The organism is Parazoarcus communis SWub3 = DSM 12120, assembly GCF_003226565.1.
In the GTDB taxonomy this organism is placed as follows: Bacteria; Pseudomonadota; Gammaproteobacteria; order Burkholderiales; family Rhodocyclaceae; genus Parazoarcus; species Parazoarcus communis.
Genome location: NZ_QKOE01000013.1, coordinates 60,944 through 87,367 on the forward strand (window position 1 = coordinate 60,944; position 26,424 = coordinate 87,367).

The following is a 26,424-nucleotide window of genomic DNA, read 5'->3' on the forward strand; positions in this document are numbered from 1 at the left end:
CAGCGCGCACAGTAAGGCGCTCAGACCACAGCCGCCGACCGCACGTCGTCGCCCCAGTCGGCGAACTTGCGGTCCAGCGTCTTGCGCGACACGCCCAGACGCCGTGCTGCCTCGGTCTTGCTGCCCTTGCAGTCCTCCACCACACGCAGGATGTGCCGCTTCTCGACCTCCTCCAGGGTCAGGGTCAGGTCCACCCCGCCACCGAGCACCGAGCAGGCCTCAACCGGCAACATTTCGGTCGGGAATGCCCCCAGGATCAGCGAACGCTCGACAAAGTTGCGCAGCTCCCGCACGTTGCCTGGCCAGCCATAGGCTGTCAGGCAATTGATCAGCGCATGCGACAGCGGCAGCGGCGCCACCCCGAGCTGCACCGACAGCATGTCCATGAAATGGCGCATCAGGTCGGGAATGTCCTCAGCGCGTTCACGCAAGGGTGGAATGCGGATATCCACCACGGCGAGACGGAAGTACAGGTCCTGGCGGAAACGTCCTGCAGCCACCTCGGCCGCCAGGTCGCGATTCGATGCGGCAATGATGCGGACGTCGACCGGAATCTCGCGCTCCGAACCCACCGGACGTACCCGGCGCTCTTCCAGGACCCGCAGCAGGCGGGTCTGCATCGCCAGCGGCAGCTCGCTGATCTCATCCAGAAACAGGGTGCCGCCATGGGCGTAGTAAAACAGGCCGTTGCGGCTTTCGGTGGCCCCGGTGAACGCCCCCTTCACATGACCGAACAGCTCGCTCTCGATCAGTTCGGAGGAGATCGCCGCACAGTTGAGCGGCACGAAGGGACGCTGCGCACGCGGGCTGGTCTGGTGCAAGGCGCGCGCTGCCACCTCCTTGCCAGTGCCCGACTCGCCGAGCAGCAGCACGGTGCTGGGCATCTGTCCGACGCGACGGATCATGCCGCGCAACTGCTGGATGGCCGCTGAATGACCCACCAGGCCAACCACGTCCGACGCACGCTCGGCCAGCTCGCGGCGCAGCACGAAGTTCTCACGTGCCAGACGGGCACGCTCGAAGCAGCGCTTGATCGAGTTCAGGATCTGGTCGATGCGAAATGGTTTTAGAATGAAATCCGAAGCGCCACCACGCAGCGCGTCGATCGCGGTCTCCATATCGGCAAACGCGGTAATCAGGATCACGTCACCGCCGAAACCTTGCTCGCGCAACTCGTGCAGCCACTCGATGCCCGATTTTCCAGGCAAGGCAATGTCGAGGATCAGCAGATCGAAATGCAACCTCGCCATCAGCTCGGTCGCCTGCTCGACATCAGCGGCCGCCTCGACCATGCCACAGCGGCGCTTGAGCGTGCGCTCGAGAAAATGGCGCATGCCCTCCTCGTCATCGACAATCAGCACCGAATGCGCCTGCCAGTTGAACTCGCCTGCGGCGGTCGGCACTGCTACCGTCTGTTCTTCGTCACGCTGCATCGTCATTCCTCGTCCCGGCTGCGCTCAAAACGGTTTCATCACGACCAGGAATACCACCACAAACAACACCAGCACCGGCACCTCATTGAACACGCGATACCAGACATGGCTGCGGGTATTCCGGCCGGCAGCAAAATCTCGCATCAGCTTGCCGCAATAAAGGTGGTAGCCCACCAGCCCCAGCACGAGCGTTGTCTTGGCGTGCAGCCAGCCACCTGCAAAGCCGTAGCCCAGCCACAACCACAAGCCCAGACCCACGGCGAGGATACCCAATGGGGTCATGAACCGGTACAGCTTGAGCTCCATCAGCGCCAGGCGCTCTCGGGTCGCGGCATCCTCGACCATGGCATGGTTGACGAACAGTCGCGGCAGGTAGAACAAGCCAGCGAACCAGCTGGTCACAAAGATGATGTGCAGGGCTTTCAGGGTCAGCATCAGACAGGCGCTCCAGAAGTATCGGATTGGCGGGCGACGGCACGCGCCGCCCTCAGGCCGGCGTCGATCGTGGGATAACGCAGCGCCACGCGCAGTTCCCCGAGGATGCGACGATTGTCGATGCGCCGCGACTCGGACATGAACGAGAGCGTCATCGGCGACAGCCTTCGGATGATGGCAGCACGATCCAGGCGTTCAGGCCGCGGCAGATCAAAGGCGTCCGCAACCCGGTCGAAATAATCACCCATGCGCAGGTCGGTATCATCCACCGCGTTGTAGACCCGCGCACTGCGGCCACGGAACAGTGCCAGACAGGCCAGACGGGCAAGATCGTCGGCATGGATGTGGTTTGTGAATACGTCCTCGTCCGCACACAACACGGGGTCGCCACGGCGCAGGCGTTCCAGCGGCAGGCGATCAGCGGCGTAAATGCCAGGCGCCCTCAACACGCAAGTGCGCACACCCAGGCGTCGCGGCAAGGCACGCACCTGTCGTTCGGCATCGATTCGCCGCATGGCTCGCGCATTGCCCGGCCGGCATGGCTGGCGTTCATCGATTGCCGCCCCGCCACAATCGCCGTAAACCCCTGTCGTGCTTATGTATATCAGCTGCTGTGGTAGACTCCCGCGACGGCTGAGTGCGGCCAGCAATCGACGGGTACGCGGATCACTGCGACCTTCGCCTGGCGGGGGCGCAAAGTGCAGGACGGCATCGGCCAGCCCGGCGATGCGACCAAGGCTGCGCAGGTCGTCCAGGTCGCCCATCAGCGGACACACGCCCAGCGCACGCAAACGGGCAGCCGCCTCCGGACGGCGCACGAGAGCGAAGACGCGAAAGCGTCTTGCCAGCCAGGGCAGTGCACGCTGGGCAACGTCGCCACAACCGACAACAAGAATTCTTTTCATCGATACATTATCTCACGCACCATGCCGTATCAGATTTCACTTCAACCCAGTGGCCACGCTTTTACCGCCGAGGCCGACCGCACCATCCTGGAAGCCGCGCTCGAGGTGGGCTTGCTGTTGCCCTACAGCTGTCGCGACGGTGCCTGCGGTGCCTGCAAGGGCAAGGTTGTCAGCGGTGAAGTCGAGCTCGGCAGCCATGCAGCAGGCGCCTTGTCCGCCACCGACCGGGACGCTGGCTACACGCTGTTCTGCCGTGCCAGACCGTGTTCGGATCTGGTCCTCGAAGTCCGCAGCGTGACGCGAGTCGGCGACATCCCGGTCAAGAAGCTGCCCTGCCGGGTGCAGAAGCTCGAACGCCTCGCCGACGACGTCATGCTGATCGAGCTGAAGCTGCCGGCCAGCGAGCGCTTCCAGTTTCTTGCCGGACAGTATGTGGACATCCTGCTTACCGACGGTCAGCGGCGCAGCTTCTCGATTGCCAATGCCCCTCATGTCGAAGGCCACATCGAACTGCATGTACGCCTGATCCCCGAAGGCCGCTTCACCGGTCACGTATTCAACGGCATGAAGGAACGCGAGATCCTGCGCTTCGAAGGGCCACTGGGCAGCTTCTGGCTGCGCGAAGACAGCGGGCGCCCCATCGTCATGATCGCTGGCGGTACCGGGTTTGCCCCGATCAAGGGCATGATCGAGCACGCCATCCACAGTGGAATCACGCGGCCGATCAGCCTGTACTGGGGGGCACGCGCTCCGTCAGGCCTGTACATGGACGCACTGGCCCGCAGCTGGACCGACGCGCTGCCGGGCCTGCGCTACGTTCCGGTCATCTCCGACGGCACGCCAGACGACGGCTGGAGCGGCCGTCGCGGACTGGTTCACGAAGCCGTGCTGGCCGATTTTGACGACCTGTCCGGGCATGAGGTCTACGCGTGCGGCGCGCCTGCCATGATCGACACTGCGCGCAGCAGCCTCATCACCCAGCGTAACCTGCCCGAAGACGCCTTCTTTGCCGACGCCTTCACCTTCGCCAACCCGACCTGAACCCCAGCCCGTCAAGATCGCCGACCATGAGCCAGACCACCCTGCTGACCCGCGAGCCCGTCGTCAACAAAAGCCGGGCGATCACGGCCAACCGCCTGATTGCGCATGGGCCGAACATTGCAGCGGTGGTCGACACGCTGAACAGCCTGAAGGAAGACTGGCCAAGCCATCATCCGGTCTTTGTCAGCCTCGGTCGCCTGGTGCCCACGCCGGACATCATGAATTGGTCGGTGCCGGGCAACACCATGCTGGAAATCCCGGCGCAAGCGCTGGCCCACCCGCAAACAATCGCGCTGCTGCCGCAGTTGCAGCAGGCCGGCATCAGCATGTGCCTGACGTGGTTCGTACGGGGGACTGCGCTGCCCCCGGGGGTGGACTGGCGCTTCGTCCTCATCGACGCACGCAAGCACCCCGCCCCCGCCGGTTCCCCGGGGCTGAGCCTGGCCTGGGGTCTGGCCGACGTGGCGGCGTTCCGCCAGGCCGTTGGTGCGGGCTACGATGGTGCATCGGGCTGGTTCTTCCTGCACGGCAACCCCCCAGCCAAAGAGCTGTCTCCCGGCCATGCGCAGATAGTCCGGCTGCTGAACCTGGTACGCAACAACGGCGAGATCAAGGACATCGAGGCTGTGCTCAAGCAGGATGTCGCCTTGTCCTACAAGTTGCTGCGCTACATCAACTCTGCCGGTTTCGGCCTGATGTGCGAAATCCAGTCCTTCCGCCACGCAGTCAGCATCCTGGGCTACTCCAATCTCAACAAGTGGCTGTCGCTGCTGCTGGTCACCGCCAGCCGCGACCCCAGCGCACCCGCGATGATGCAGACAGCGATTGCGCGTGGCCGCTTCATGGAAGAGATCGGCGGCGGCTTCTTCGACAAGTCCGAGCGCGACAACCTTTTCATCACCGGCGCGTTTTCGCTGCTGCACGTGCTGCTCGGTACCTCGATGCAGGCCTTGCTCGATGAGATGCATCTGCCTGCTGCGGTTTCCGATGCACTGCTGCACGATGAAGGCGAATTCGCCCCCTTCCTCAAACTCGCGCGCCATTGCGAGAGCTTCGACAGCAGCGGACTGGCCAAAGCCGTTGCGGAGCTGCACCTCGCCCCAGAACAGATCAACCGTGCTCAACTGACCGCGCTCGGTTTTGCCGACAGCCTGCAAGCCTGAGCGCCGGCGAGCATTCGTTCACATGGCCGACCTGATCCGGCCGATACAATCGTGCGCATTGTTTCCGCGTCCGAACTCCGAACTCATGAACCAGGCCCGTCACCGATCTGCGCTGCAGCAACCACAGCCCGACTGCTGTGCGACGGTGCTACGCCTGCTGGCGGCGAGTTCACCCAACTGGCCGGAGATCGCCCTCGTCACTGCGCGTGACCCTGCGCTGTGCATGCTGCTGCTCAGCGCCGCGCCCTTGTGCCCGCGTGAGCTCGATGACGGCCTCAACAGCGTGCTGCGGCACCGGCTGGAAACCCTCGGTGCCGACCTGCTGCGCGCCTGGTTGCTTGGCATGCCCTGCAGCCCGACCCATCAAGGCAATGCCCTGCTGCTTGCCGAATGCGCCCTGCACCTCGCACTCGAGACCCATTACCCCCGCCCTGATGAAGCCTATCTCGCAGGCCTGTGGTTCAACCTGAGCACAGACCCGGGCGGCGAAGCTCGCCAGGAGCCAGCTGCACGCATTTCGCTCCAGGCGGACAACCCCCGCCAGATGCTTGCCAGGTTGGTCAGTGATTGCGGACTGCCCGCGACACTGAGCAACGCACTGGAACTCGGCACACTGCTCGACGAACAGATCGAACAGGCCCACCCCCTTGTCCGCCTGCTGCATGCCGCGCGCCAACTTTCAACGGACGGCTGGGAACAGCACGTCAGCCGGCTGGCACCGCTCACGGGGCTGCCTGCAAGCAGCCTGACCAGTCTGCGTACCGATGTCGGCTACATCGTTGCCGGCCATGCCGCCTATCCGCCACCGCCACAACGGGCGAGCGGTGCGATGACCGTGTTCGGCAGCCCGGACAAGGTCATCGCACCGGACAACGAACCGATCATCGCAGCCGCGCTTCACGGTCTCATCGTCGCCGGCTTCAGCGACGTCGATGCCGAACAAGCCATCAGACGGCTGGCCATCGCCTGCCCGTTGCTGAGCGGAGAAGCCCTACCCATCGTGCTGCATCCCGACGACGACGGCGTGCTTCAACCCCTCCTTGGTGCAGCAGATGCCGAGGCTGTGCGGGGGCTTGGTGAGCTCAGGCTGAGAGTCGAGGATGAGGCCAGCCAGGTCGCACTCGCGCAGCGCAGCGGCGTGCACACGAGCTACTTCCCAGCCACGCGTACCCCGGGCCGAAGCATGGCCGACTGGCATTTGCAGCGCTGGCTTGGCCGCCGCGGCTTCAGCTGCATCCCCCTGCAGCTCGGCCCGGTCACTGGCGTCGCAGTTGTCGCGCTCGAGCATGAGCACAGCCTCGGCATCAGCGAACGCTGGCAACTGGGCGAACTGCTCAGTGCTGCCGGACGAGTTTTGCTGACACTTCGCCGTCAGGATCACGCCATCGCGGCACGAGAACAGGAACTGCACGCACGTTTCCGCGAGCACGTCCGCCGGATTGCTCACGAAGCCACCAACCCGCTGACGGTGATCAAGAACCGGCTGAGCCTGATCGGGCAGGATCACGCCAATGACGGCTCGCTGCAGGAAGACATGTCGCTGCTCAACGCCGAACTCGACCGCATCGGCAATCTCCTCCGCCAGGCCGGCAACCTTCCTGTCGCAGAACGTGAGCTTGCGAGCTGCAACGTCGTCGAACTGATGCAGGAGATGCGCGCACTGTATGGAGAGTCACTATTTACCCAACGCGGCATACAACTGGAGTTGCGTGCGGCCAGCGGCACGCCGCCCGTCGCCATGCCGCCCTCGGCACTCAAGCAGGTGCTGCTCAACCTGATGCGCAATGCCGCCGAAGCGCTGCAACCCGGCGGGCGGCTGTTGCTCGCACTAGCCGGCCAGGTCGTCGTCGACGGGCACGCCTGCGCTGAACTGCGCCTGGTGGACAATGGCCCCGGCCTGCCACCTGAACGCACCAGCAATCTGTTCGCACCACGACCTAGCGCCAAAGGCGGAAATCACCAGGGAATCGGCCTGTCCGTGGTGCGTGACATCCTGACGCAATGGAAGTCATCCATCCTGTGTCGTAGCCAGTCAGGCTCAGGCACCACCTTTCAGATTTTCATACCACTAGATCATTCGCGCTGACTGTTGCATTATCCTGAAAGTGTTACTGCGGATTACCGCTAACCGGGAGAGCATGGTCATACCGGGTGAACAGCCTTTCTTCGCGCCGCCGGGCCAAGGCCACGAGAGCAGCGATCAATGCCGCATCCTCGTCGTAGACGACGACGATGCGCTGCGACGCACGCTACCGAGGGTACTGGCTCGCGAAGGCCGCCAGTTCGCAGAGTGCGGCAGCGTTGGCGAGGCGATTGCCATCCTCGAACGCGAACATTTCGCGCTCGTCCTGCTCGATTACCGCCTGCCCGACGCTACCGGTCTCGACCTGCTCGACTGGCTGACCCATCAGCACCGCGACGAGGCGGTCATCGTCATCAGCGGCGAAGATGCCATCGATGCGGCCATTGGTGCCTTGCGCGGGGGAGCGGACGACTATGTCCGCAAGCCCTATCATGTTGCCCAGTTGCAGCGGGCGGTCGACAGCACCCTGCACAAGGCGACGCTGGAGCGTGCCAATCGCGCCATGAGCCAGCGCCTGCGCGCATCCGAACGTTTGCATCGTTTTCTGGTGGAAAGTTCACCGGACCTGATCTTCACGCTCGATACCGAAGGCCGCTTCAGCTATCTGAATCCACGCGTTCGCCCCCTGCTGGGCTACGAGCGCACCGCCTTGTTGCGGCGCCCGTTCTCGACCTTGGTGATGCCGGAGGACATTGACCGCATCAACAGCCTGATGTTTGCCCGCGGCAACACCCCTGGAGAGAGCTTCAATATCGAGCTACGCCTGAGGCGCAGCCGCGACGAGCCAACCGAGGGCAGCAGTGAGAGCATCACCGTATCGCTCACGGTGATTCCGATGCCGGACCGCGAAGGTCGGCGCTCCACCGGTCTCTATGGCGTTGCCCGCGACATCTCGGAGCGCAAGCGCGCCGAGGAAATCATCACCTTCCAGGCTTATCACGATCAGCTCACCCGTCTGCCGAACCGGGTGCTGTTCAAGGACCGTCTGGAACTGGCGATTGCCCAGGCCCAGCGCCGCACGGGTGCACTGGCCGTGATGTTTGTCGACGTCGATCGCTTCAAGCTGGTCAACGACACCTTCGGCCATGCCGAAGGCGATGCCCTGCTGCGTGGCATTGCCGCCCGCCTGTCCAGCACGCTGCGCCGTGGCGATACCCTTGCCCGTCTGGGCGGTGACGAGTTCACGGTGCTGCTGCCCGACATCAACCACCCTGAAGACGCCGAGACCATTGCCCGCAAGATCGTGGATGCACTGACCCCGCCGTTCCGGCTCAGCCATGGGGATTTCCGCGCGACGGTCAGCATCGGCATTGCACTGTACCCGCGTGACGGTGACGGCGCCGAAGACCTGACCCGGCACGCCGATATCGCGATGTATCAGGTCAAACGTTCGGGCAAGAACGCCTTCCGCTTCTTCGATCCCGAGCTAAACACCCATTATCGCGAGCGCATCACCCTCGAGAATGACCTCCGGCTTGCGCTCGAGCGCAGCGAATTCGAGCTGTACTATCAGCCCCAGATCAGCCTGAAGGGCAAGCGTGTTGTCGGCATGGAGGCGCTGCTGCGCTGGAACCACCCGACCCACGGCCAGATCGGCCCGGCAACCTTCATACCGGTGGCCGAGGAAATCGGCATGATCGGCGACATCAGCCATTGGGTGCTGGAGCGTGCCTGCGGGCAGCTTGCTCAGTGGCGGGATGCCGGCTTCTCCGACCTGCGCATGTCGCTCAACCTGTCGCCGCACGACTTCAGCCGCAAGGATGTGGTGGAGATGGTCACCGAGTGCGTCGAACGCCATCGTCTTCCCTCGTCCCAGCTTGAGCTCGAGATCACCGAGAGCATGATGATGCAGGACTCGGCCGGGGTCGCCGCCAAGGTGCGGGCCATGCGCGATGCGGGGCTGTCGGTGGCCATCGACGATTTTGGTACCGGCTATTCGGCCCTGGCCTATCTGCAGAAGTTTCCGGTCAGCACGCTCAAGATCGACCGCAGCTTTGTCCGCGACCTGGATGGCCCCTCGACCAATCCGATCATCTCTGCAATCACCGGTATCGCTCGTGGCTTCGGCTTGCAACTGATCGCCGAGGGTGTGGAGCGCATGGAGCAGGCAGAGACCTTGCGGGCGCTCGGGTGCGACATCATGCAGGGCTATCTGTTCGCTCATCCTGCACCGGCAGAGCAGGCAACCGCCTGGCTGAACGTTGCACCGGAAATCGACTTCGCTGCCCCCTGAAAGACCAAAGCCGGCATGTGCCGGCCTTGTGTCCCTGCGGCCGTCACTACACTGACGACCTACTGCGTGCTTACTTCTGTGCCAGAACCCATTCGACCAGCTTCTTGGCGTCGTCCGCACTGACCTGCGGATTGGGCGGCATCGGAATCTGCCCCCAGGCACCCACACCACCCTTCTGCACCTTGGCGGCCAGCGTGGCGACGGCGTCCTTCTGACCAGCGTACTTGGCCGCGACATCCTTGTAGGACGGGCCAACCAGCTTCTTGTCGACTGCATGACAGGCCATGCAGTTCTTGGCCTTGGCGAGGTCGGCCGAGGCGAAGGCCGGGGCAGCGGAAAGGAGGCCGGCGGCAACCGCAACAGCTACAAACGCTTTCATGTTCTCTTCCTCTTCATGGTGGTGTGAAACATCAGCGGATACTAAACCATGCACCGGGGCATTACCACCGACAAGGCCTCTGTCGGCAAGCTCCAGGGCGACATTGTTGTATCCATCTGCAAACTCTCGCCCACTATGTCGAAAGTTGGTTGGGAACACTGGCCCGTTCAGGCCGGCTCTGCGCGCAACAAGCCCTGACGTTCGATGAAGTCGATGATCTCGGCCAGTCCCTGCCCGGTCTTCTGATTGGAGAAGATGAAGGGACGCTCGCCACGCATCTTGCGCGCGTCGCGGTCCATCACTTCGAGCGAGGCGCCGACCAGTGGTGCAAGGTCGATCTTGTTGATCACCAGCAGGTCACTCTTGGTGATGCCTGGTCCGCCCTTGCGTGGAATCTTGTCGCCGGCCGACACATCGATGACGTAGATCGTCAGATCGGACAGCTCCGGGGAGAAGGTGGCAGCCAGGTTATCCCCACCGGATTCAACAAAGATGATCTCCAGGCCGGGAAAGGTCCGGTTCAGGCGATCTACCGCCTCGAGGTTGATCGAGGCATCTTCGCGAATCGCGGTGTGCGGACAACCGCCAGTCTCAACGCCAATGATGCGGTCCGGCGCAAGCGCCTGGTTGCGCACCAGGAACTGCGCATCCTCGGCAGTGTAAATATCGTTGGTGACCACCGCGATGTTGTACTTGTCGCGCAGCGCCAGGCACAGGGCCAGGGTCAGCGCGGTCTTGCCGGAGCCCACCGGGCCGCCGATGCCGACGCGCAGGGGCTGGGATGCAGAAAGGGACATGATGGATGCGTTCCGGATCAGCTTCTGAAAAGACGTGAATACTGCGTTTCGTGCCGGCTGCTGGCAAGCGCCAGACCGGGGGTATAGTTGCTCCATTCGACTTCGGGCAGATCCACTGCCGACGCGACCAGCTCGGGAATACGCTCACCCAGGCCAGCCAGCAGGCGCTGCCCCGCACTCTGCCCCAGGGGCACGGCCTTGAGTGCCGCCATCACCTGATTTTCCAGCCATGCCCACAGGTAGGCAACAAGCGCATCGGCCACTGGCACCTGCCAGGCCGTCGCAGCGGCAGTCCACACCGTCGGAAAAGCGGGGGATTCGATCGCCTGCAGGCGGGATGACCAGCCAGGCAAGCCGGACCAGGCATCGAGGTCCACCAAGAGACGGACCAGCGAATACCCCATCTGCGCGGTCTCTGCGCGTAGCTCGGAGGTTTCGCGGCTGGCCAGGAAGTCATCGTTCAGCCGCTGCAGCGCAACATCGTCGCCCGCCGCCCACGCACGCATCTGACACGCCACCAGCGGCGCCTCGAAGCATGCCAGACTGCAGCTGAGCAGATCGCCGATCCACTGCGCTGCGTCCGTCTCGTTGCGGACACGGCTGCACTCCACGGCCCATTCCAGCCCCTGCGAGTAGGTATAGGCGCCAACCGGCAGGGCCGGGCTGGTCAGTTGCAGCAGACGGACCAGCGGCAGCAGGCCCGCCCCGGGTACCGGACCGCTCACTGCCCGCCCATCATGTGGATGCGCGCGCCACTGCCGTCACCGGGGTGCTGATGACCATGCGCATAGGCGCCCGCCTCGGGCTCGAACGGCGCGGTCACCGGCAGCACTTCGGCCCCCAGGCCGGTCAGCATGCCCTCGAGCACATGGTCGGTCTGGATGCGCAGCCAGCCCTCGCCCAGCTGTACGGCAACATGGCGGTTGCCCAGATGATATGCAGCACGTGCCAGTTCGAAAGCATCCGCGCAACGCACCTCCAGCAAGGACTCGGGTGCGGCGACGACCTCGACAATACGACCGTCTCGGGCATGCAGTTTCTGCCCACCGCGCAGGATGGTGCCGCGCGGCAGGAACAGGCCGACCTCCTCGCCCGACCCCAACTGGGCACGCAACCGGCTCTTGGTGCGATAGCCGAAATCGAGTTCGAGGGTTTCGGTGGCGGCCTTGGGGCCTTCGTACAGGGATTCGATCAGCAACATGGCGGTATGGACAGTATCAGGCGCCCCAGGCGGGGCAATCCGGGTGGCAGTGGAACGTTCGGCGACCAGCATGATGACCTCCTTTTGCAGCGAGCGGCGGTGGGTAGCCGCTCCGGACCGGCAAGGCAGCCGCTGCCGCCCTGCGTCAGAACAGGAAATACCGTTGGGCCATGGGTAGCTCGGTGGCGGGCTCGCAGGTCAACAGTTCGCCATCGGCCCGCACGATATAGGTTTCCGGATCGACATCGATGACCGGCATCGCGCCGTTGTGCACCATGTCGGTCTTCTTCACGTTGCGGCAGCCCTTGACCGCGACCAGGGGTTTCTGCAGCCCGAGCGCGGCAATCGCGGGGTTGGCCAGCGCAGCCTGCGACACAAAGGTCACCGAGGTTTTCAGCGCCTTGCCGAAGCTACCGAACATCGGCCGGTAGTGCACCGGCTGAGGCGTGGGAATCGACGCATTCGGGTCGCCCATTGCCGCCGCCGCAATCATGCCGCCCTTCAGGATCAGACTGGGCTTGACGCCAAAGAAGGCCGGCCGCCACAGCACCAGGTCGGCCAGCTTGCCTTCCTCGATTGACCCGACCTCGTGTGCGATGCCATGGGTAATGGCCGGGTTGATGGTGTACTTGGCGATGTAGCGCTTGATCCGGAAGTTGTCGTTGCCGGTACCTGCATCTTCGGCCAGCTCGCCGCGTTGCACCTTCATCTTGTGCGCGGTCTGCCAGGTGCGGATCACCACTTCACCCACGCGGCCCATGGCCTGAGAATCCGATGACATCATCGAGAAGGCACCGGTATCGTGCAGGATATCCTCGGCGGCGATGGTCTCACGGCGAATCCGGCTCTCGGCAAACGCAACGTCCTCGGCAATGGAAGGATCGAGGTGGTGGCATACCATCAACATGTCCAGATGCTCGTCGATGGTGTTGACGGTGAACGGCCGGGTGGGATTGGTCGATGACGGCAGCACATTGGCGGAACCCACCGCCTTGATGATGTCGGGCGCATGACCACCGCCTGCGCCTTCAGTGTGGAAGGTGTGGATGGTACGGCCCTTGAACGCGGCCAGCGTGGTTTCGACAAAACCGGATTCGTTGAGCGTGTCGGTATGGATCGCCACCTGGATGTCCATCTCGTCTGCGACGGTCAGGCAGTTGTCGATCGCCGCCGGGGTGGTGCCCCAGTCCTCATGAAGCTTCAGGCCGATCACGCCGGCCTCGACCTGTTCCTTCAGCGGTGCCGGCAGGCTGGCATTGCCTTTGCCAAAGAAGCCCAGGTTCATCGGGAAGGCCTCGGCCGCCTCCAGCATGCGATGGATGTGCCACGGCCCCGGCGTGCAGGTGGTGGCATAGGTACCCGTGGCCGGTCCGGTGCCGCCCCCCAACATGGTGGTGACGCCCGACATCAGCGCCTCTTCGATCTGTTGCGGACAGATCCAGTGGATGTGGCTGTCGATACCGCCGGCGGTCAGCACCATGCCCTCACCGGCAATCACCTCGGTACCGGCACCCACCGGAATCGTGACACCACGCTGAATATCCGGATTGCCACCTTTGCCGATCTTCCAGATACGACCGTCCTTGAGGCCGACATCGGCCTTGACGATGCCGGTGACCGCATCAACGACCAAGGCGTTGGTAATGATGGTGTCGGCCACCTCGGCGGCCACCTGCTGGCTCTGCCCCATGCCGTCGCGGATGACCTTGCCACCCCCAAACTTCACCTCTTCACCATAAATGGTGTAGTCCTTCTCCACCTCCAGCACCAGGGCGGTATCTGCCAGGCGCAGCCGGTCACCCGTGGTGGGACCGAACATCTCCGCATAGGCGCGGCGGGTCATCTTTGCCATGTCAGAGCGCTCCCATCACATCGCCATTGAAACCATAGACTCTACGTGCGCCATCGAGCGCAACCAACTCGACCGTACGCGACTGACCCGGCTCGAAACGCACGGCCGTGCCAGCCGCAATGTTCAGCCGGTAGCCACGCGCCTGCGCACGATCAAAAGTGAGCGCGGCATTGGTTTCGGCAAAGTGGTAATGCGAGCCGACCTGAATCGGACGATCGCCGGTATTGGTCACTGCAAGCGTCAGCGTGGCGCGGCCGACGTTGAGTTCGATCTCGCCGTCACGCGGCATCAGTTCACCCGGAATCATGATTGCTCCTGTCTGTTGTCGCTTCGTCAGCCGCCACGGGCGCCAAAGCGGTAATCGCGTATCATCGTCCGCTCGTTCATCGGCCGGGGCGCGTCAGGCACCTCGATCGCTGGCGCCGACCGGACGAGCAGACGCTCGCGCAGGCAGGCCACCAGGGTCAGCAAGGCTTCGTCCCCGGCCAGCGCCTCAATCTCGTCCAGCACCGCAGCGGCTTCGGCCGGGCCTGCCTGCAGCTCAGCCAGATTGATGCTTCGATCCAGGCTGCGCCTGACCTGCAGTTTGAAGCGGGCCAGCAGGCGCGCGGTTTCGAGTTCGGCTTCGCTCATCGACATCGGACCTCGAAGGCGTTCAGACGATGGGATGGTGTACCGTGACCAGCTTGGTGCCATCCGGAAAGGTCGCCTCGACCTGGATTTCCGGAATCATTTCGGCCACGCCGTCCATGACGTCGTCCCGCGTCAGCAAGGTGGCACCGTAGCTCATCAGCTCGGCAACCGTCCGGCCATCTCGGGCACCTTCCAGGATCGCGCAGGTAATGAAGGCCACCGCTTCGGGGTAGTTCAGCTTCAGGCCGCGCGCACGACGCCGCTCGGCCAGCAGACCGGCGGTAAAGATCAGCAGCTTGTCCTTCTCGCGTGGGCTCAGTTCCATGACTCTCTCCGCGGCGCAGTCGCGCCGTCAACATGCTTGTTCAGGTATTCCAGATACGCGGGATCTGCATTTCGCGCCCAGTCATTGCCGGTCGCACCGCGGCCCACAGCCGCGCAAACCATGCCCGGCCAGGCTCACAGCCTGGCCCCAGATAACGCGCCACCAGCAGGCCAGGCAATAGCGTGACGCCACCACTACCGACTTCAGGCACGATCTCGCGCCAGGCCTCCAGCAGGGCGACATCGACCTTGGGCGACGCCACCAGCAGGCTGCCGCACACCGGCTCACCCTGCAGCCCAACCGGCGAATCGAGCAAAGCCGCACCGCCCCCTACCCGGCCACGTTCCAGCCACAAGGGACGCCCATCACGCACCAACCTGGTGCGCATCGACAGTTCGCCACGGGTGAAACGCTCTCCGGAACCGGTCCGGCCAAAACACAGCATCTCGCTACCGATAAAGCAGGCATCACCCTGCAGCTCGACTTCGGTGCTCAGGTCACCCACTGCGCCGTCATAGACGATGCTCTCCTGCGGCAGCCATTCGCAGACAGCCCCAGCTGCAATCTCAATGCGCTGGCTCAAGCTGCCGCGCGGTCCGGCGCTGCGATACCACTTGCCAGCGCCCGGCGTCGTCAGCAAGGCGTGCGCACCAGCATCGACCCGCACGGAGACGCTCAACTGATCCCCACCTGCAATCCCTGCGGGTGGATGCACCAGAATGGTGTGACAGACCGCCTCGCCTTCCGGGTAGAGGGGTCGTTGCACCACCAGCGGGCCAACATGGCTCCGCTCGATCAACGCGGTGCGTTCGCCACGCCGCCCATAGGCAAGACGCAAGTCGGCACGCCATCCACGTGGCGGCACGGCTTCGGACAATGGGCGGGTTTCGGACAGGGTCACGGCATTCATCGGAATCGGTTTAGCAATCCTCGTTCCAGCTCTGAAAAACCAAGCTCAAGGCCTTGTTTTTTCTAGACTACATCACGCAGAGGCACAGGCTCGCCAGGCTTCCGTCAGCAAACACGGTGAAAGCTCGCACCAATAAGGTGCATCAGCATGGCGCTTCAGCGCCCCACCAGGCACACTACTGTCGAACTTCGTCAGCTTCATCCGCCAGCGCCGCACCCGGCGTGGCACGACACGGATTGATGTCCAGCCCCCCACGCCGGGTGTAGCGCGCCCACACCGCAAGCTCGGCGGGCTGGCAGCGCGCGAGCAGATCGCAGAACACCCGTTCGACGCATTGCTCATGAAACTCATTGTGCTCGCGAAAGGAGACGATGTAGCGCAGCAGCCCTTCACGATCAATCGCCGCTCCGGTGTAACGCACGACCACCATGCCCCAGTCGGGCTGGCCAGTGACCAGGCAGTTGGACTTCAGCAGGTGCGAGTACAGCGTTTCGCTGACGACAGGGCCGCCCGCCGACAACAGTTCGGGGGCAGGCTGGTAGCGATCGATGGCGATGTCGAGTTCATCCAGACAAATACCTTGCGGATAGGCAATGCGACGCTGTGGCCGGTCCGCCAGCGGCAGCACCTCGACGCCAACCGGCCTCCCCGCCGCCGCCGACAAGTCGCGGGCAATGATGTCCTGCACCTGAGCCGCATCCGCAAAGCGGCTTTGATTGAAGGCATTCAAGTAAAGCTTGAGCGATTTCGACTCGATCAGCCGCGGGCTGTCGGCCGGCACCCGGAAGCGCGCCAACGCCACCACCGGCTTGCCGCGCGGATTGAGCCAGGACAATTCGTAGGCGTTCCATAGATCTTCGCCGACAAAGGGCAGCGCATCCGCACGTACGCCGATCTCGTCGCGCTTGAGTTGGCGCTCGATCGGAAACAACAGCTCCGGCGCATAAGTATCACGATAGGCTACCGGCTTGCCCAGCGGAGAGGCCTCGGCGCCATGAAGAGGGGAAAATTCGGTGTCGTTCATGGGCGGAATTGTAGGCGTTTGTCGGCAGACGCAGCACTCCCTCCCTGTGCCTGGTGCAAGCAGCGAAGGAATGCCAGGGTGCCACCGGGTGCTGCCCGCCGTCTCGGCCAGCAAACTTGCTGCACCGCAACAACTCTTGTTACAATCGGGCATATCCAATTCGACCTTCGTCGGAGCCCTGCCCGTGTAAGCCTTTCCTCTTCTTGCGAGTCTTCCTGACCTGAGCACGCTCAAGCCCCTGCCGTCGACTCGCACGAGGCTGCACACGACCGTTCGCACCAGACCTGGTGCCACCCGCCCGTTTCTGACCCATGCACCGCGCCCGTCACGCGGCGGCATCCACGCGCGTCCGGTCTCACTGACTCCCAGCACCTGCGTCACAAGCGCAGCACAAGAAGGACCCAAACGACAATGAAATCCTTGAAACAGGACTGGTTCTCCAACGTCCGCAACGATCTGCTCGCCGGCCTGGTTGTCGCGCTGGCATTGATTCCAGAAGCAATTGCCTTCTCCATCATCGCGGGTGTCGACCCCAAGGTCGGGCTGTATGCCTCCTTCTGCATCGCGGTGGTCATCGCCTTCGCTGGCGGCCGACCGGGCATGATCTCCGCCGCCACCGGGGCCATGGCCCTGGTCATGGTGACGCTGGTAAAAGACCACGGTCTGCAGTACCTGCTGGCGGCCACCATACTGACCGGCATCCTGCAGATCATTGCCGGCTGGATCCAGCTTGGCACCTTGATGCGCTTCGTTTCGCGTTCGGTGGTGACCGGCTTCGTCAATGCGCTGGCCATCCTGATCTTCATGGCTCAGTTGCCTGAACTGATCAACGTCACCTGGCATGTTTATGCAATGACCGCCGCCGGCCTGGGCATCATCTACCTGTTTCCCCATGTCACAAAAGCGGTTCCCTCACCACTGGTCACCATCGTGGTGCTGACCGCCGTCGCCATCGTGCTGGATCTGGACATCCGCACCGTCGGCGACATGGGTGAGCTGCCGGACAGTCTGCCGATCTTCCTGCTGCCCGACGTCCCGCTGAACTTCGAAACACTGGCGATCATCCTTCCCTACTCACTGACATTGATGGTCGTTGGCCTGCTCGAATCGCTGATGACGGCCACCATTGTCGACGACCTGACCGACACCAGCAGCGACAAGAACCGCGAGTGCATGGGCCAGGGCGTGGCCAACATCGCCAGCGGCTTCATTGGCGGCATGGCTGGTTGCGCGATGATCGGCCAGTCGGTCATCAACGTGAAGTCGGGCGGTCGCGGCCGCTTGTCGACACTGTCGGCAGGCCTGTTTCTGCTTGCCCTGCTGATGCTGCTCGGCGACTGGGTGGCACGCATTCCAATGGCAGCACTGGTCGCGGTCATGATCATGGTGTCGATCGGTACCTTCAACTGGGCCTCGATCCGCAACTTGCGCGAGCACCCACCAAGCTCCAGCATCGTCATGGTCGCAACCGTGGCAGTCACCGTCGCCACCCATGACTTGGCTCAGGGCGTGCTGGTCGGGGTGTTGGCGTCCGGCTTCTTCTTCGCCCACAAGGTGGGCCGCCTCCTCGGCGTCCGCTCCAGTGCAGAAGACGAAGGTCGCCAGCGCCGCTATAGCGTGACCGGCCAGGTTTTCTTCGCCTCGGCGGATCGCTTCGTTGCCAGTTTCGACTTCAAGGAAGTGATCGACAAGGTTGTCATCGACGTGTCGCGCGCCCATTTCTGGGACATCACCGCAGTCAGCGCGCTGGACAAGGTCGTGGTGAAGTTCCGTCGTGAAGGCACGGACGTGGATGTCATCGGCCTCAACGAGGCAAGCGCAACGCTGGTCGACAAGTTCGCCGTGCATGACAAGGACGGCGGTGCCGACCTTCTGACCGGTCATTGAGGAGCGCAGCATGAACCAACAAGACCGCAAGGTGCTGGCCTGCGTGGACCAGTCCCATTTCGCCGATACCGTCGCCGACTACGCCACCTGGGCGTCACGCCGCATGGAGGCGCCGCTGGAGTTCCTGCATGTGATCGACCGCCATCTGGAGCAGGGCTCCGGTGAAGATCATAGTGGCGCGATTGGCGTCAACGCGCAGGCGCACCTGCTGAACACGCTCAGCGAAAAGGACGCTGCACTGGCACGCAGCCAGCGCGAGCAGGGCCGGCTCTTCCTGAATCGCCTGCGCGAACGCGCACTCGCCTCAGGCGCCCCGAGCGCCGACATGCGTCAGCGTCACGGCACACTCGACGAAACCCTGGCTGAACAGGAAACGGACGTCCGCCTGTTCGTCCTCGGCCGCCGCGGCGCATCGGCCGAGACGACGCAACGCGAGCTCGGACGCAACGTGGAATCTGTGGTGCGCGCAGTACGCAAACCCATCCTGGCCGTGACCGAAGGTTTCACCGAACCTCGCCGTGTCATGCTGGCCTTTGACGGTAGCGCAGTCACCCGCAAGGGCGTCGACATGATTGCCGACAGCCCCTTGTTCAAAGGCCTGCCGGTGCATGTGCTGATGTCAGGCAAGGCCGCCGCCGATGGCCCGAAGCAGGTCGAATGGGCCCGGAGCACGTTGGCTTCGGCGGGCTTCGACGTCGTCGCCGACATCATTCCCGGCGACCCGGAAGCGATCATCGCGCGCGAGATCAGGAAACGCGACGTCGACATGCTGTTGATGGGGGCCTATGCGCATTCGCCGCTACGCAGCCTGCTGTTCGGCAGCAAGACCAACGGCGTGCTGCGCTCTGCAACAATCCCAACCTTGCTGCTACGTTAACGTGCAAGCCTGCTCACAGGTGCTCCCTCGCGGTCCGGATCAGCGTCACGCCCATGAACATCAGAAACGCCATGATGCCCATCAGGATCAAGCCGAACACCAGGCCGGCCGCCGACCCGTCAGAGCGGAAGTGTGACGGGTCCGCGACCCCAAGCAGGAAGAGCCACACCGGCGAAAGCAGCAACACGCCACCGAGGACGATCCCGAGCCGGGGCAAATGGGTGGCAATCCACATCAGGCCCAGCAACACCGGAACCGTGATCAGCACGAACTTGAGCATGACGGCCTCCAGTCAGCAACGCGCAGTAAAGTCTGGCATGTCGTGCGCACCCACATCCCTGCACAAAGGCAACACGCACTCACGCCTGCGGCGACACCGGCGTACATAGCTCGACCAGAAAGCCGTCAGGATCCGCCACATAGGCCACCGTCTGCCCCCAGGGCATGTCTTCGGGCGCCTGTACCAGGACCGCACCTGCCGCGACGGCAAGGGCCACTGCCGCGGCAACATCAGGGGTGGTGAACGCAATCTCGAAACAAGGGGCATCCACCGCCGCCTTCGATGGATGCTTGCCCAGTTCGCGCATCAAGCGCCGTGAGGAGAAGGCCAGGGCCGTGGCGCCGGTATCAAGCTCGCCAAAGTCTCCACTCTCGTGCAGGAACCGGCGCTTGAGGCCGAACGCCGCCTCGTAAAAGGACAGCGTTCGGGGCACATCTTCGACGTAGAGAATGGTGTATCCGAAGTTCATGGCCGCTCCCGATGATGTTCGAGTACGCAGCATAGTCCACCCGGCACATGCCTGTCATGGATGACGACATCGCCCGAGGGGCGAAACCGGCCAATCGAGTCATGGTCACTGCAAGCATGCTCGGACGCTGCAGTGCACAACCGCTATCATCAGCGAATCGTCTCCTGCCTCAGCCACCTGCCATGGAACTCCTCCGCCTCTCGACCCTGTTCGCCCTGACCGCCCTCGCCGAGATCGTGGGCTGCTATCTGCCATGGCTGGTGCTGAAGCAGGACAAACCCGTCTGGTTGCTGCTGCCTGCAGCGGTCTCACTGGCCTTGTTCGCCTGGCTATTGACCCTGCACCCGACTGCGGCGGGGCGAACCTACGCCGCCTATGGTGGCATGTACATCGCCGTCGCCCTGCTGTGGCTGCGCTTTGTCGACGGCATCACACTCACACGCTGGGACATCGCGGGTGCCGGCATCGCCTTGCTGGGAATGGCAGTGATTGCGCTGCAGCCACGGGCAGGCTGAGCGTCACACCTTCAATTACGCTTGAAACGCACCTGCACATCACGCGGCGGGGCGGCATACGGCGCAGAGGTCGCCAGCAGATCGGCACCTGCCACGACATAAGCGGCAGCATTATCGGCACGGATGCCACCGGCGGCCACCAGAACAGGACTCAGCCTTTCAGCGCCAACACCTGCGCGACAGGCTGCGACCTGCTCCGGCGTGAACTTCTCCAGTTGCAGCACATCGGCACCTGCGCGGGCCCAGACCAGGGCCTCCTCCACCGTAGCCACCTCGACGGTGAGTTTACGTTCGGGCTGGACGCGGTGCAGGCGGGCAACCACCTGCGCCGGTGCTTCATCGACAAACAGGCGATGCTCGGCGAACAACAGTAGCGTTTCGGACAGCCCCAGGCGGTGCATGATCGCCCCGCCTGCCTTGACTGCCTTGACCGACATCGCCTTGGTGCCCGGTACGTTCTTTCGGGTGCAGGCAACCGCAACCGGCGCCGCGGCGGCCACAATCGCTGCCGCACTACTGGCGATGCCGCTCGCCCACTCCATCAGGGTTTGTGCCACCTTCCAGCCTCGCAGCAATGCATCTGCAGGCCCCGATGCCTCCAGCAACTGCACACCCGGCTCCACTGCAACGCCCGACGGCGTCACCACCACCGCATCAGCACCCGCCAGACACAACAAGGCAACCGCCTCCTCGGTACCGCACACCATCATCGGCATGCGGGCATGAAAACGCATCGTCCCCTCGGCGGCGCCAATGGACAAGGACTCGGTCGTCAGATCGCCTGCGGGTACGTCGTCCCGCAATAGCGACGCCAGTTCGGACTCGGATAGACAGCAATACATGACCATCCCTTGAGGCAGCACGCTGCGAATCAACCGAGCAACGCCACCGTCTTGATCTGTGCCCACAAGCGTTCACCCGTACTGACCGCCAGCTGATCGGCAGAGCGCCGTGTAATCCTTGCCAGCAAAGGTGTTCCGCTTGCATCGAGCCGGACCAGCACATGGGCTGGGGTGTCGGCATCCACCACTTCCATGACGACCGCGCTCAGCACGTTGGTAATACTGCTGCGTTCGGCAGGCACGCGCGCAAGACTGACATCACGGGCATGCACCCGGAAGCGCAGGCGCTGGCCGAACGCCTCCGGACGCCGCGCCACCAGCACACTCCCCCCCTCGAAATCGAGACGAGTCAGGTGGTACTGGTCGTCGTGATCCCCCACAACCGCTTCCACCACGACGCCGGCATCCTCGGTGAAAGCCGTTGGCAGGTCGAGGCGCGCAAGCGTTTCCACCAGCCCGCCCTGGGCGACCACACGACCTTGATCAAGCAACACCACATGATCAGCCAGACGCGCGACCTCGTCGGGCGAATGGCTGACGTAGAGCACCGGAATGTCGAGTTCGTCGTGCAGACGCTCGAGATAGGGCAGGATCTCCTGCTTGCGCTTGAGATCGAGAGCAGCCAGCGGCTCGTCCATCAACAGCAGTCGGGGGCTGGTGAGCAGGGCCCGCGCCATACCGACACGCTGGCGCTCGCCGCCGGACAGGTTGTCGGGCATGCGCTCGAGTAGATGACCGATGCCAAGCAAGTCCACCGCCTGCCCCCAGGACACCTTGCGTGTTGAGGACGCGACCCGTTTCATGCCGAACTCGAGGTTGCGCCGTACCGACAGATGGGGGAACAGGCTGGCCTCCTGAAAGACATAACCGAGCGGGCGCTTGTGCGTCGGTACGAAAACCCCCGCTGCGCTGTCCTGCCAGCATTCACCATTGACCTCCAGCAAACCGATGCCAGCTTGCTCCAGGCCTGCCACACAGCGCAGGCAGGTTGTCTTTCCGGAGCCAGAATGGCCAAACAAGGCCGTCACACCACGTCCGGGCAAATGCAGGTCAACATCCAGGGCAAACCCAGGATAGCGCACCTGAAAACGGGCATGGATGCCCTTTTCTTGCGCTCTATTCATCGTCACCACACCCGTCCGTGCGCACTCGCTCATTTCCAGAAGGATCTCCGCTTCGCCGATCACGTCTCACCCCCGCCAGTTCTGCTTCAACCGGCTGCTATAGAGCGCCAGCAGCACCAGAAACGAGAACAGCAGCATGCCACCAGACAGCCAGTGGGCCTGGGTATATTCCATCGCTTCGACATGATCGTAGATCTGTACCGACACCACCCGGGTTTTCTCCGGGATGTTGCCGCCGATCATCAATACGACACCGAACTCTCCCACGGTATGGGCAAACCCGAGGATGCCTGCGGTTACGAAACCGGGTTTGGACAGTGGCAGTACCACATTGAAGAATGTATCCCACGGGCCCGCACGCAGGGTTGCAGCCGCCTCCATCGGACGATTACCGATCGCTTCAAAGGCGTTCTGCAAGGGCTGAACGACAAAAGGCATCGAATAGAACACCGACGCGACCACCAGACCGGCGAACGTGAACGGCAGGGTTCCCAGCCCCATGCTCTGAGTCATCTGCCCCACAAAGCCGTTCGGCCCCATCGCGACAAGCAGGTAGAACCCGAGGACAGTCGGCGGCAACACCAGGGGCAGGGCCACCACCGCACCAATCGGCCCTTTCAGTCGCGACCGGGTACGAGCCAGCCACCAGGCGATTGGCGTACCGATCAGCAGCAGCAACACCGTTGTCACGCTGGCCAGTTTCAGCGTCAGCCAGATTGCCGCCAGGTCGACATGATCAAGAGGCCCCATGCTCCGCTCCTATGCCCGACGACTAAAGTTCGTAGCCATATGCCCGGATGATGGTGGCAGCCCGGGCTTCCTTCAGATAGGCCACCAGCGCCGCCGCTGCCGGGTTGTTCTTGCCTTTGGTCAGGATCACCGCATCCTGACGGATCGGATCATGAAAATCAGCAGGCACGATCCAGCCAGATCCACTGGTGAGCTTGCCATCCTTGTAGACCTGAGACAGCGCAACAAAACCAAGCTCGGCATTGCCGGTCGCAATAAACTGATGCGCCTGGGTAATGTTCTCGCCCTGCACCATGCGCCCCTGTAGGGATGAGGTAACACCCAACTTGTCGAGCACGGCCATGGCTGCAGCGCCGTAGGGCGCTGTCTTGGGATTTGCAAGCGACAGATGCCTGAAGTCGCCGGACTTCAGCACTTCGCCTTTGGCATCCACATAGGATGCCTTCGCGGACCACAGCACCAAGGTACCGATCGCATAGGTAAAGCGTGTTCCCGGTACGACATCACCCTCCGCCTCCAGCTTGGCAGGCGTTTTGTCGTCCGCGGCAAGAAACACCTCGAACGGCGCACCGTGCTTGATCTGAGCATAAAACTTGCCCGTCGCGCCAAAGGCAACAACTGCCTTGTGCCCGGTATCCTCCTCAAACGCTGCGGCAATCGCCTGCATCGGCGCGGTAAAGTTGGCAGCAACCGCAACCTGTACCTCCGCCGCGGACACCGCATTGGCACCGCAAAGCAGGGACAAGGAGCACTTCAATAACGTTCTGACGGACAACTTCATGACTCGACTCCTGAGACGTTAGTAATTTGGCTGAAACGGCGCGTTCAGCCGGTGACTGCCAGAATCACGCTGGATGACTTGAAGAACGCACAAGCCTGAACACCGGGTTCGATACCCAGCGCCCTGCAACTGTCCCCCGTCACCACGCAGGTCACGCTGCGCCCCGACGGCAGCGCCAGCGTGACCTCGTTGTTGACCGGCCCCTCATGAATCACCGCCACCTCTCCCCACAACTGGTTTCGGGCAGTGAGCTTCATGCTGCGGTCCATCGATAACATCACCGACGAAGACTTCACCAGCGCGAACACGTCCTTGCCGATAGTCAGCCCAAGGTTCTCGGCACTCGCCTTGGTGATGATGGCAACGATCTCGGTGGCGGCATCGAGCCGGATCCGGACCTCATAGTCGACACCGCCATCACGCAGGCCGGTGATCGGGCCGGAGAACTGGTTACGGGCACTGGTCTTCATGCTCATCCGCTGCATCAGTTGCTGGAAGCCGCGAATGTCGCAACCACCGGTCTGGTCCAGCCGCTCGGACAGGCGGTCGAGCGCGGCCTGGTATTCGATCTCCAGTGCGCGGTACATCGCCACCATCTTCTGTCCGTACTCGGTGAGTTGGGTACCGCCGCCCTGGCGCCCGCCCGTCACCCTGACCACCAGCGGTTCGGGTGCCAGGTTGTTCATGGTGTCGATCGCATCCCACGCTGCCTTGTACGAAAGCGGCACCGCCTTGGCGGCCTGATTGATCGACCCCTTGCGACCGATCTCTTCGAGCAGGCGGATCCGGGTATCCGAAAGCGCGGTGCCGACATCAGTCTCGAACGACATGCGGGCGAGGAAACGGGTAGCACTCATGCTGCACCTTATTTATATCGTTGAATTTACATAAAGCCAGAATCATGCCAAACCGGCTTTTCCTATGGTTGCAGGAATCCAACCACAGTCTATAGAGTCAGCCCTGCCGGACAAAGTCATGACTCCGACAATTTATGTAGTTAACGATACAACGCGTTAAATTTGCTGCAAAGCTGAATTCTCAGGAGAACGCCATGAAAGTCAGTGCTCGCAATGTATTCAATGGCACCGTCGCCAGCCTTCAGGAAGGCGCGGTCAATGCCGAAGTCAAGGTTGCGCTTGGCGGTGGCGACCAGCTGACTGCGATCGTCACCATGGACAGTGCGCACAGCCTTGAACTGGCTCCCGGCAAGGCGGTGACGGCCCTGATCAAGGCGCCATGGGTCATGCTGATGACCGAGCACGCCGACATCCGCCTGTCTGCGCGCAATTGCCTGACCGGCACGGTCAAGACCGTCGAGATGGGCGCGGTCAATGCCGAAGTCACGCTCACCCTGGCCGGCGGCGCCGAGATCTACTCGGTCGTCACCAAGGAAGCCGTCGCCGAGCTGGGCTTGAAACCTGGCACCAGTGCCACAGCGGTGATCAAGGCTTCGAATGTGATCCTCGGCGTACCCGCCTGATTCACTTTCAGGCACGGGGCATGCTGTATCAGCGCATCAACTGCAACACGCCCAAGACCTCATGCCCCTGCCAGGACCGCTCACCTTTCTTCGACACCGTTTCACCCCAATGCCAGGCGCCACGACGACATTGCTGGACCTGCATTTACGCAAAACACTGAACTGCGCAACGGGTCCCGTATTGCTGGATATCGACCTTAAGATCGAACGCGGCGAAACCGTCGCGATACTGGGACCGTCAGGCACCGGCAAGACCACCTTGCTGCGCATGATCGCCGGGCTGACAGCACCTGACGACGGCCGCATCACCGCCTTTGGCAAGGACTGGTTCGACAAAACCCAGGGTGTGTCACGCCCCCCTCGCGACCGCCGCGCAGGTATGGTCTTTCAGGATTACGCACTGTTTCCGAACATGAGCGCGCTAGGTAATGTGTGCTTTGCCCAGCGCCGGGGCAGGTCACGCAGCCACGCCCTTGCCTTGCTGGAACGTGTCGGCCTGCAAGCACTGGCCGGGCAACGCCCCGGACAACTTTCCGGCGGACAACAGCAACGACTCGCCCTGGCTCGCGCACTGGCCGCCGAACCGGATGTCCTGCTACTGGACGAACCCCTGTCGGCACTCGACAATCGCATGCGCGCCGAACTCCAGGATGCCTTGCTGTCCATGCAGCAGTCGCACCCGACAACCACCTTGCTGGTTACTCACGACCCGGCCGAAGCCCGCCGTCTGGCCAAGCGGGCGATCGTGCTGGAACATGGGCGTATCGTCGCCGACGGCAATCCCGAAACGATTGTCAGCGCACAGCTCAGGTCTCCAGCACCAAGTTGCGACGTAGAGGGATTCATCCTTCGCGCCACGCCACAACAGGACGGCAGCGCGATCTATCACATCATCGGTACCCGGCAGCCGGGCAAGGCCTTGCTTCCGGGCAGTCGTGTCACACTCCATGCACCCCCTGCAACCCCCGACGGCCTCAGCTGAACGCCCACAGGCAGACGCGTGGA

29 protein-coding genes are annotated in these 26,424 nt (G+C 63.1%); 9 read left to right on the forward strand and 20 right to left on the reverse strand.

The features are described 5' to 3' along the window. Window positions 1-20 precede the first annotated feature (20 nt). From DNK49_RS16275 to DNK49_RS16285, 3 genes are read right to left on the reverse strand one after another with little or no spacing between them, the layout of a single operon-like run. On the reverse strand, window positions 21-1,433 hold the full coding sequence (locus DNK49_RS16275) for a sigma-54-dependent transcriptional regulator (RefSeq protein ID WP_110526829.1): 1,413 nt from the start codon (window positions 1,431-1,433) through the stop codon (window positions 21-23). 24 nt (window positions 1,434-1,457) lie between these two features. Then, a complete protein-coding gene (locus tag DNK49_RS16280; protein ID WP_110526831.1) occupies window positions 1,458-1,868 on the reverse strand; it encodes a CopD family protein in 411 nt (136 codons plus the stop codon). Next, window positions 1,868-2,773 (reverse strand): SDR family oxidoreductase, encoded by a 906-nt coding sequence (locus DNK49_RS16285; RefSeq protein ID WP_110526833.1) that lies wholly within the window; start codon window positions 2,771-2,773, stop codon window positions 1,868-1,870. The genes DNK49_RS16280 and DNK49_RS16285 overlap by 1 nt, the downstream gene beginning before the upstream one ends. 21 nt (window positions 2,774-2,794) lie before the next feature. On the opposite strand from DNK49_RS16285, the gene DNK49_RS16290 reads away from it, so the two are divergent. The 4 genes from DNK49_RS16290 (at window position 2,795) to DNK49_RS16305 (ending at window position 9,293) form a co-directional block, all read left to right on the forward strand. Further along, window positions 2,795-3,814 carry a CDP-6-deoxy-delta-3,4-glucoseen reductase gene (locus DNK49_RS16290; protein ID WP_110526835.1) on the forward strand — a complete coding sequence of 340 codons (1,020 nt, stop codon included), beginning with the start codon at window positions 2,795-2,797 and terminating at the stop codon, window positions 3,812-3,814. A 26-nt stretch (window positions 3,815-3,840) separates the two neighbouring features. After that, complete coding sequence (locus tag DNK49_RS16295) at window positions 3,841-4,977, forward strand: EAL and HDOD domain-containing protein (RefSeq protein ID WP_110526837.1); 1,137 nt, start codon at window positions 3,841-3,843, stop codon at window positions 4,975-4,977. Window positions 4,978-5,062: 85 nt separating this feature from the next. Then, the gene (locus DNK49_RS16300) at window positions 5,063-7,063 is read left to right on the forward strand and encodes an ATP-binding protein (protein WP_110526942.1); all 2,001 of its coding nucleotides are present in this window, start codon (window positions 5,063-5,065) and stop codon (window positions 7,061-7,063) included. A 52-nt stretch (window positions 7,064-7,115) separates the two neighbouring features. Beyond that, complete coding sequence (locus DNK49_RS16305) at window positions 7,116-9,293, forward strand: putative bifunctional diguanylate cyclase/phosphodiesterase (protein WP_110526838.1); 2,178 nt, start codon at window positions 7,116-7,118, stop codon at window positions 9,291-9,293. 70 nt (window positions 9,294-9,363) lie between these two features. On the opposite strand, the gene DNK49_RS16310 is transcribed toward DNK49_RS16305, so the two are convergent. The 10 genes from DNK49_RS16310 to queF all read right to left on the reverse strand — a co-directional run bounded on the left by DNK49_RS16310 (window position 9,364) and on the right by queF (window position 16,414). Beyond that, a complete protein-coding gene (locus DNK49_RS16310) occupies window positions 9,364-9,672 on the reverse strand; it encodes a c-type cytochrome (RefSeq protein ID WP_110526840.1) in 309 nt (102 codons plus the stop codon). A gap of 167 nt (window positions 9,673-9,839) precedes the next feature. Beyond that, complete coding sequence (ureG, locus tag DNK49_RS16315) at window positions 9,840-10,469, reverse strand: urease accessory protein UreG (RefSeq protein WP_110526842.1); 630 nt, start codon at window positions 10,467-10,469, stop codon at window positions 9,840-9,842. Window positions 10,470-10,486: 17 nt separating this feature from the next. After that, complete coding sequence (locus DNK49_RS16320) at window positions 10,487-11,194, reverse strand: urease accessory protein UreF (protein WP_243632402.1); 708 nt, start codon at window positions 11,192-11,194, stop codon at window positions 10,487-10,489. After that, on the reverse strand, window positions 11,191-11,670 hold the full coding sequence (ureE, locus tag DNK49_RS16325) for an urease accessory protein UreE (protein WP_110526946.1): 480 nt from the start codon (window positions 11,668-11,670) through the stop codon (window positions 11,191-11,193). The genes DNK49_RS16320 and ureE overlap by 4 nt, the downstream gene beginning before the upstream one ends. Window positions 11,671-11,815: 145 nt before the next feature. Then, window positions 11,816-13,522 (reverse strand): urease subunit alpha, encoded by a 1,707-nt coding sequence (ureC, locus tag DNK49_RS16330; RefSeq protein WP_110526844.1) that lies wholly within the window; start codon window positions 13,520-13,522, stop codon window positions 11,816-11,818. A 1-nt stretch (window position 13,523) separates the two neighbouring features. Then, window positions 13,524-13,829 (reverse strand): urease subunit beta, encoded by a 306-nt coding sequence (locus DNK49_RS16335; protein ID WP_110526846.1) that lies wholly within the window; start codon window positions 13,827-13,829, stop codon window positions 13,524-13,526. Between the two features lie 26 nt (window positions 13,830-13,855). Next, window positions 13,856-14,155 (reverse strand): hypothetical protein, encoded by a 300-nt coding sequence (locus DNK49_RS16340; protein ID WP_133255113.1) that lies wholly within the window; start codon window positions 14,153-14,155, stop codon window positions 13,856-13,858. A gap of 22 nt (window positions 14,156-14,177) precedes the next feature. Continuing rightward, the gene (gene ureA / locus DNK49_RS16345) at window positions 14,178-14,480 is read right to left on the reverse strand and encodes an urease subunit gamma (RefSeq protein ID WP_110526850.1); all 303 of its coding nucleotides are present in this window, start codon (window positions 14,478-14,480) and stop codon (window positions 14,178-14,180) included. Between the two features lie 40 nt (window positions 14,481-14,520). Beyond that, window positions 14,521-15,390, reverse strand: coding sequence for an urease accessory protein UreD (locus DNK49_RS16350; protein WP_110526851.1), 870 nt, complete (start codon window positions 15,388-15,390; stop codon window positions 14,521-14,523). A 175-nt stretch (window positions 15,391-15,565) separates the two neighbouring features. Beyond that, a complete protein-coding gene (gene queF / locus DNK49_RS16355; protein WP_110526853.1) occupies window positions 15,566-16,414 on the reverse strand; it encodes an NADPH-dependent 7-cyano-7-deazaguanine reductase QueF in 849 nt (282 codons plus the stop codon). Between the two features lie 411 nt (window positions 16,415-16,825). Here queF and DNK49_RS16360 point away from each other — a divergent pair, with 411 nt between their 5' ends. Continuing rightward, window positions 16,826-18,301, forward strand: a complete 1,476-nt coding sequence (locus tag DNK49_RS16360) for a SulP family inorganic anion transporter (protein WP_110526855.1) — start codon at window positions 16,826-16,828, stop codon at window positions 18,299-18,301. Between the two features lie 10 nt (window positions 18,302-18,311). Next, the gene (locus tag DNK49_RS16365) at window positions 18,312-19,178 is read left to right on the forward strand and encodes a universal stress protein (RefSeq protein WP_110526856.1); all 867 of its coding nucleotides are present in this window, start codon (window positions 18,312-18,314) and stop codon (window positions 19,176-19,178) included. A gap of 13 nt (window positions 19,179-19,191) precedes the next feature. Here the strand turns inward: DNK49_RS16365 and DNK49_RS16370 are convergent, their stop codons facing one another. Next, entirely contained in the window at window positions 19,192-19,458 is a 267-nt protein-coding gene (locus DNK49_RS16370; protein WP_110526858.1) for a hypothetical protein, read from the reverse strand. A gap of 79 nt (window positions 19,459-19,537) precedes the next feature. Then, window positions 19,538-19,927, reverse strand: a complete 390-nt coding sequence (locus tag DNK49_RS16375) for a VOC family protein (protein WP_110526860.1) — start codon at window positions 19,925-19,927, stop codon at window positions 19,538-19,540. A gap of 182 nt (window positions 19,928-20,109) precedes the next feature. On the opposite strand from DNK49_RS16375, the gene DNK49_RS16380 reads away from it, so the two are divergent. Next, window positions 20,110-20,442, forward strand: coding sequence for a YnfA family protein (locus DNK49_RS16380; protein WP_110526862.1), 333 nt, complete (start codon window positions 20,110-20,112; stop codon window positions 20,440-20,442). An 11-nt stretch (window positions 20,443-20,453) separates the two neighbouring features. Here the strand turns inward: DNK49_RS16380 and modD are convergent, their stop codons facing one another. The 5 genes from modD to DNK49_RS16405 form a co-directional block, all read right to left on the reverse strand. After that, window positions 20,454-21,305 (reverse strand): ModD protein, encoded by an 852-nt coding sequence (modD, locus tag DNK49_RS16385; RefSeq protein ID WP_243632403.1) that lies wholly within the window; start codon window positions 21,303-21,305, stop codon window positions 20,454-20,456. Window positions 21,306-21,313: 8 nt separating this feature from the next. Further along, window positions 21,314-22,408, reverse strand: coding sequence for a molybdenum ABC transporter ATP-binding protein (gene modC, locus DNK49_RS16390; RefSeq protein WP_110526948.1), 1,095 nt, complete (start codon window positions 22,406-22,408; stop codon window positions 21,314-21,316). A gap of 66 nt (window positions 22,409-22,474) precedes the next feature. Beyond that, on the reverse strand, window positions 22,475-23,158 hold the full coding sequence (modB, locus tag DNK49_RS16395) for a molybdate ABC transporter permease subunit (RefSeq protein ID WP_110526866.1): 684 nt from the start codon (window positions 23,156-23,158) through the stop codon (window positions 22,475-22,477). Window positions 23,159-23,180: 22 nt separating this feature from the next. After that, window positions 23,181-23,939, reverse strand: a complete 759-nt coding sequence (gene modA / locus DNK49_RS16400; RefSeq protein WP_110526868.1) for a molybdate ABC transporter substrate-binding protein — start codon at window positions 23,937-23,939, stop codon at window positions 23,181-23,183. A 44-nt stretch (window positions 23,940-23,983) separates the two neighbouring features. Continuing rightward, the gene (locus DNK49_RS16405; RefSeq protein WP_110526869.1) at window positions 23,984-24,796 is read right to left on the reverse strand and encodes a TOBE domain-containing protein; all 813 of its coding nucleotides are present in this window, start codon (window positions 24,794-24,796) and stop codon (window positions 23,984-23,986) included. A gap of 194 nt (window positions 24,797-24,990) precedes the next feature. Between DNK49_RS16405 and DNK49_RS16410 the strand changes: the two genes are divergently transcribed. Beyond that, entirely contained in the window at window positions 24,991-25,419 is a 429-nt protein-coding gene (locus tag DNK49_RS16410; protein ID WP_110526871.1) for a TOBE domain-containing protein, read from the forward strand. Between the two features lie 61 nt (window positions 25,420-25,480). Continuing rightward, a complete protein-coding gene (locus DNK49_RS16415) occupies window positions 25,481-26,401 on the forward strand; it encodes an ABC transporter ATP-binding protein (RefSeq protein ID WP_207807011.1) in 921 nt (306 codons plus the stop codon). Window positions 26,402-26,424: the final 23 nt, after the last annotated feature.

What these genes read in the sequence shown, in the direction of transcription:
- modA (WP_110526868.1), bottom strand. Translation starts at nt 23,939, where the DNA reads ATGAAGTTGTCCGTCAGAACGTTATTGAAGTGCTCCTTGTCCCTGCTT.
- modB (WP_110526866.1), bottom strand. Translation starts at nt 23,158, where the DNA reads ATGGGGCCTCTTGATCATGTCGACCTGGCGGCAATCTGGCTGACGCTG.
- DNK49_RS16285 (WP_110526833.1), bottom strand. Translation starts at nt 2,773, where the DNA reads ATGAAAAGAATTCTTGTTGTCGGTTGTGGCGACGTTGCCCAGCGTGCA.
- DNK49_RS16310 (WP_110526840.1), bottom strand. Translation starts at nt 9,672, where the DNA reads ATGAAAGCGTTTGTAGCTGTTGCGGTTGCCGCCGGCCTCCTTTCCGCT.
- DNK49_RS16290 (WP_110526835.1), top strand. Translation starts at nt 2,795, where the DNA reads ATGCCGTATCAGATTTCACTTCAACCCAGTGGCCACGCTTTTACCGCC.
- DNK49_RS16340 (WP_133255113.1), bottom strand. Translation starts at nt 14,155, where the DNA reads ATGAGCGAAGCCGAACTCGAAACCGCGCGCCTGCTGGCCCGCTTCAAA.
- modC (WP_110526948.1), bottom strand. Translation starts at nt 22,408, where the DNA reads ATGAATAGAGCGCAAGAAAAGGGCATCCATGCCCGTTTTCAGGTGCGC.
- DNK49_RS16350 (WP_110526851.1), bottom strand. Translation starts at nt 15,390, where the DNA reads ATGAATGCCGTGACCCTGTCCGAAACCCGCCCATTGTCCGAAGCCGTG.
- DNK49_RS16295 (WP_110526837.1), top strand. Translation starts at nt 3,841, where the DNA reads ATGAGCCAGACCACCCTGCTGACCCGCGAGCCCGTCGTCAACAAAAGC.
- ureC (WP_110526844.1), bottom strand. Translation starts at nt 13,522, where the DNA reads ATGGCAAAGATGACCCGCCGCGCCTATGCGGAGATGTTCGGTCCCACC.
- DNK49_RS16275 (WP_110526829.1), bottom strand. Translation starts at nt 1,433, where the DNA reads ATGCAGCGTGACGAAGAACAGACGGTAGCAGTGCCGACCGCCGCAGGC.
- DNK49_RS16410 (WP_110526871.1), top strand. Translation starts at nt 24,991, where the DNA reads ATGAAAGTCAGTGCTCGCAATGTATTCAATGGCACCGTCGCCAGCCTT.
- DNK49_RS16405 (WP_110526869.1), bottom strand. Translation starts at nt 24,796, where the DNA reads ATGAGTGCTACCCGTTTCCTCGCCCGCATGTCGTTCGAGACTGATGTC.
- DNK49_RS16365 (WP_110526856.1), top strand. Translation starts at nt 18,312, where the DNA reads ATGAACCAACAAGACCGCAAGGTGCTGGCCTGCGTGGACCAGTCCCAT.
- queF (WP_110526853.1), bottom strand. Translation starts at nt 16,414, where the DNA reads ATGAACGACACCGAATTTTCCCCTCTTCATGGCGCCGAGGCCTCTCCG.
- DNK49_RS16300 (WP_110526942.1), top strand. Translation starts at nt 5,063, where the DNA reads ATGAACCAGGCCCGTCACCGATCTGCGCTGCAGCAACCACAGCCCGAC.
- ureG (WP_110526842.1), bottom strand. Translation starts at nt 10,469, where the DNA reads ATGTCCCTTTCTGCATCCCAGCCCCTGCGCGTCGGCATCGGCGGCCCG.
- DNK49_RS16370 (WP_110526858.1), bottom strand. Translation starts at nt 19,458, where the DNA reads ATGCTCAAGTTCGTGCTGATCACGGTTCCGGTGTTGCTGGGCCTGATG.
- DNK49_RS16375 (WP_110526860.1), bottom strand. Translation starts at nt 19,927, where the DNA reads ATGAACTTCGGATACACCATTCTCTACGTCGAAGATGTGCCCCGAACG.
- DNK49_RS16360 (WP_110526855.1), top strand. Translation starts at nt 16,826, where the DNA reads ATGAAATCCTTGAAACAGGACTGGTTCTCCAACGTCCGCAACGATCTG.
- DNK49_RS16335 (WP_110526846.1), bottom strand. Translation starts at nt 13,829, where the DNA reads ATGATTCCGGGTGAACTGATGCCGCGTGACGGCGAGATCGAACTCAAC.
- DNK49_RS16415 (WP_207807011.1), top strand. Translation starts at nt 25,481, where the DNA reads ATGCCCCTGCCAGGACCGCTCACCTTTCTTCGACACCGTTTCACCCCA.
- ureE (WP_110526946.1), bottom strand. Translation starts at nt 11,670, where the DNA reads ATGTTGCTGATCGAATCCCTGTACGAAGGCCCCAAGGCCGCCACCGAA.
- DNK49_RS16305 (WP_110526838.1), top strand. Translation starts at nt 7,116, where the DNA reads ATGGTCATACCGGGTGAACAGCCTTTCTTCGCGCCGCCGGGCCAAGGC.
- ureA (WP_110526850.1), bottom strand. Translation starts at nt 14,480, where the DNA reads ATGGAACTGAGCCCACGCGAGAAGGACAAGCTGCTGATCTTTACCGCC.
- DNK49_RS16280 (WP_110526831.1), bottom strand. Translation starts at nt 1,868, where the DNA reads ATGCTGACCCTGAAAGCCCTGCACATCATCTTTGTGACCAGCTGGTTC.
- DNK49_RS16380 (WP_110526862.1), top strand. Translation starts at nt 20,110, where the DNA reads ATGGAACTCCTCCGCCTCTCGACCCTGTTCGCCCTGACCGCCCTCGCC.